The organism is Chryseobacterium sp. VD8 (assembly GCF_037149975.1).
Lineage (GTDB): Bacteria > Bacteroidota > Bacteroidia > Flavobacteriales > Weeksellaceae > Chryseobacterium > Chryseobacterium indicum.
In genome coordinates, this window is record NZ_JBBCQL010000312.1 from 1 (window position 1) to 4,154 (window position 4,154).

5 protein-coding genes are annotated in these 4,154 nt (G+C 34.9%); 4 read left to right on the plus strand and 1 reads right to left on the minus strand.

What is annotated here, in order from left to right; genetic code table 11:
• Positions 1-219: 219 nt before the first annotated feature.
• Complete coding sequence (locus tag WFK35_RS21160; RefSeq protein ID WP_336734516.1) at positions 220-1,359, minus strand: aminotransferase class I/II-fold pyridoxal phosphate-dependent enzyme; 1,140 nt, start codon at positions 1,357-1,359, stop codon at positions 220-222.
• A gap of 88 nt (positions 1,360-1,447) precedes the next feature.
• Between WFK35_RS21160 and WFK35_RS21165 the strand changes: the two genes are divergently transcribed.
• From WFK35_RS21165 to WFK35_RS21180, 4 genes are all read left to right on the plus strand, one after another.
• On the plus strand, positions 1,448-2,494 hold the full coding sequence (locus tag WFK35_RS21165; RefSeq protein ID WP_336734518.1) for a M28 family metallopeptidase: 1,047 nt from the start codon (positions 1,448-1,450) through the stop codon (positions 2,492-2,494).
• Between the two features lie 76 nt (positions 2,495-2,570).
• Positions 2,571-3,008, plus strand: a complete 438-nt coding sequence (locus tag WFK35_RS21170) for a GNAT family N-acetyltransferase (protein WP_336734519.1) — start codon at positions 2,571-2,573, stop codon at positions 3,006-3,008.
• Position 3,009: 1 nt separating this feature from the next.
• Complete coding sequence (locus tag WFK35_RS21175; protein ID WP_336734520.1) at positions 3,010-3,372, plus strand: glyoxalase; 363 nt, start codon at positions 3,010-3,012, stop codon at positions 3,370-3,372.
• Between the two features lie 64 nt (positions 3,373-3,436).
• Positions 3,437-3,937: an endonuclease V gene (locus tag WFK35_RS21180; RefSeq protein ID WP_336734521.1), complete on the plus strand. Its 501-nt coding sequence runs from the start codon at positions 3,437-3,439 to the stop codon at positions 3,935-3,937.
• Positions 3,938-4,154 lie beyond the last annotated feature (217 nt).

Sequence of the window (4,154 nt, forward strand, 5' to 3'; positions counted from 1 at the left end):
CAAAAAACAGAAGAATTGATGTGAGTGTATTATCTCTTTAAAAAATCAACTTTAAATACAGAAAGCACTGCATAATGCGGTGCTTTTGTTTTAAATATCATTTAAATTTTCCTGCTAAGAAATCTGCTCAATCAACAAAATAAAATATTTCCTGCTGTCATTTCAACAAAGGAGAAATCTAAAAATAAAAAAATGAAGATCTTTACATTGAAAGTAATTTTAAAGATTCTTTTTCAAATATTCAAGCGCATTAATAATCAGATCATCATTTTTAGCAAAACTAAACCGGATATAATCTGAATTCTGTCTGGAATTGTAAAAAGCAGATAAAGGCAAACATGCGACTTTCTTTTCGATAGTCAGCCATTTTGAGAACTCTACATCCGTCATTGTTTTTGAAACAGTTCTGAAATTCACGATTTGAAAAACGGCACCTTCTGCTTTTTTTTCCACAATGAAAGGCGTTTCTTTAATCAGATCATTAAAAAGATCACGCTTTTTTTGCATTAGATTTTGATTCTGTGAAGCATCAAAAACTTCCAGATATTTGGCTATTGCGTACTGACACGGCGCACTTGCGCTATAGGAAATGTACTGTTGATGACAGCGGAATTTTGCAGTTAATTCTTCAGGTGTCAAAAGATATCCCACTTTCCATCCTGTGGAATGAAACATTTTCCCAAAAGAAAAAATGCAGAAAGTTCTTTTTTTGAGCTCAGGATGAAGAAATGAGCTGTAATGTTCCTTTCCGTCAAAACAATAGGTATCATAAATTTCTTCGGAAATCAGATAAATTTCCTGATGTTTGATAATGCTGTATAATTGATTCCAATCTTGTTCAGACCATATTTTTCCGGTTGGATTTTGTGGCGAATTTACGATAATGGCTTTTGTTTTTTCAGAAATACAATTTTGCAGTTTTCCCCAATTTATCGAAAAATCATTGTCAAGATCATAATAAACAGGAGTTCCTCCATTCAGGAAAATGGATGGACCATACGTATAATAAGAAGGCTGAATGACAATAACTTCATCTCCCTGATTCAGAATAGATTTGAGGGAGGTATATAAAGCAAAGGTTGCACAGGGAACAATCGTAACTTCATTTTGCTGTAATCTGATGCTGTTTTTTCTGTTAGAATTAAAACGGATTACATTTTCTATCAGAAGCGGATTTCCTGCAAGTGGTTCATAATTATGGCTGTTAAGATCTGCAGCTTCTTTCAGATATTCCCGTAAGCGATGGTCAATATCAAAATCCGGCAGTCCCAAAGACAGATCAAAGCTATTGTTTCTAACTGCCAGTTCAGACATTTCGGTAAAAAAAGAATAATGATTGAATCCGTAGATATTCTCCATGCTTTTTGCATTTATTTCAAATATAAGAAAAATAGCAATTCGTAAAAGATTAAATATTTTTTGTTATTTTTAGGCAAATTATTCCATAATGAGAAAATTATTCATTCCACTATTTTCACTTGCTGTAGTGGTAAGCTGCGGAACAGCAAAAAACGCAGCCGATGCAGGAGGAACCCAATCTTCGTCTGTCGCAAAAGGTGATAAAGCTTTTTTGGCTGCGTATAAGGAAATTAAGGCAGAAGATCTAAAGAAAAACCTGTACGTAATTGCTTCCGATGAAATGGAGGGCAGAGATACGGGAAGTCCGGGACAAAAAAGAGCAGGAGAATACATGGTGAATTACTATAAAGGCTTAGGAATTTCTTATCCTAAAGCTTTGGGATCCTATTATCAGAAAGTTCCGTCTGATTTCATGAAGAAAAGAGGCGGCGGAAATCTTCCTGATTCCGAAAATATTTTAGCCTTTATCGAAGGATCTGAAAAGCCGGAAGAAATTGTTGTGATCTCCGGTCATTACGATCACGTAGGAACAAGAAACGGAGTAGTTTACAACGGAGCAGACGACGACGGAAGCGGAACGGTTGCGGTAATGGAGATTGCAAAAGCTTTTCAGGCAGCTAAAAAAGCAGGAAACGGTCCGAAAAGATCCATTTTATTTCTTCACGTAACGGGAGAGGAGCATGGTTTATTTGGTTCTGAATTTTATACGGATAATCCGGTTTTTCCTCTGGCAAATACGGTTGTAGATTTAAATATTGATATGATCGGTCGTGATGATCCGGAAAACAGAGGAAAACAATATGTTTACGTTATTGGTTCTGAAATGCTGAGTTCTCAGTTAAAAGTTATTAACGAAACTGCGAATAAAAAGACCAACAATCTTGAGTTAAATTATAAGTATGACGATCCGAATGATACCGAAAGACTGTATTACAGATCAGATCACTATAATTTTGCTAAAAATAATGTTCCGGTAGCATTTTTCTTTGATGGCATCCACGAAGATTACCACAAACCAACGGATGATGTAGAGAAAATTGACTACAACTTACTGGCTAAAAGAACTCAGTTAGTTTTCACAACCGCTTGGGAAATCGCCAACAGACCAGAAAGAATCGTTGTTGATAAGAAATAATTGAATCAATAAATACACTACAAAAAGGCAAATTAGCAGATCAGCGGTTTGCCTTTTTAGTTAAATTAAAATTTACATGAAAATCCGTGAAGCTGAACGGAAAGATATTCCGCAGATCCAGATCGTAAGAAATTCGGTTAAAGAGAACACATTATCGGATCCCAATCTTGTGACAGATCAGGATTGTGAGGATTTCCTTTTTAACAGAGGAAAAGGATGGGTTTGTGAAGATAATGACAGAATTTTGGGATTCGGAATTGTAGATATGAAAGAGAAAAGCATCTGGGCGCTTTTTGTTCATCCGGAATTTGAGAATAAAGGAATCGGGAGAAAACTTCATAACACCATGCTGAACTGGTATTTTGATCAGACGGACGAGAAAATCTGGCTGAGTACTTCTCCGGACACAAGAGCAGAGATATTCTACAGAAAATCCGGATGGACAGAAAACGGAGTTTACGGAAAGAATGAAATAAAATTTGAAATGTCTTATAATGACTGGAAAAACAGATAATATGGAACAGAATATAAAATCAATGCGACCTTTCGTTGGTTCTGAAAACTTTGAAACCAGCAGGAGTTTCTACCGTGATCTGGGTTTTGAAGAAGTGGTTCTGGATGCTAAAATGTCTCTATTTAAATGGAATGGGACCGCTTTTTATCTTCAGGATGCCTATGTAAAAGACTGGATTGATAATACCATGCTTTTTGTGGAAGTTGAAGATACAGACAAATTTTATCAGGAATTGATCAGTTTACATCTTACTGAAAAATATGAAAAAGTAAGAATATTTCCCGTGAGAACGATGGACTGGGGTAAAGAATGTTTTGTGCATGATCCTTGTGGAATTCTGTGGCATTTCGGAGAATTTTTCTAATCAATTGGAGTAAAGAGAAAATTTTACCATTATTTAAAAACAATAATCAACGACAAGACGAAGAATGATTTACGCTTTCGATACGTATTATTACGATGACTACGCCCATACAGTTTGTTTAGCTTTTCAGGATTGGGATGCTGAACATGAAACAGCAGTTTTCACTGAGAAAACAGCAATTACCTCAGAATACGAAAGCGGAGCCTTTTATAAAAGAGAATTACCCTGTATTCTCAGTCTTTTACATCAAATAGACCTTAAAGAAGATGATATTATCATTATTGATGGTTATGTAACTTTAGATGAAGAAGGGAAAATAGGGCTTGGAGGACATCTTTACGAAGCTTTAGACCAAAAATTTACGGTGGTCGGAATTGCAAAGAACGGTTTTAACAGTCCGGATTCACGAAGAAGAGCAGTTTATCGCGGAGAAAGTAAGACTCCCTTATTTCTGACTGCAAAAGGAACCGATGTAGATGAAATTAAACGAAAAGTCGAACAAATGCACGGAAATTTCAGAATTCCGACATTGCTTAAAAAATTAGATCAGCTTTCCCGAAGTTAAAATATTTTAATTTTCAACGACTAAAACACCTAAAATTTGTTTAAACTTTTTACCACAAAATAAGCAAAGATTTAAACACTTTAGTTTCTAAGTTTAATACTTAAATGAAAAAAGAGTACATAAGTTAAAAAAAATCAAAGATTTTTCACTTTGCAGACTTTTGAAATACTTTAAATAAACCCAATAAAGACTTTTATATCTTTTGCGGTTAAATTTA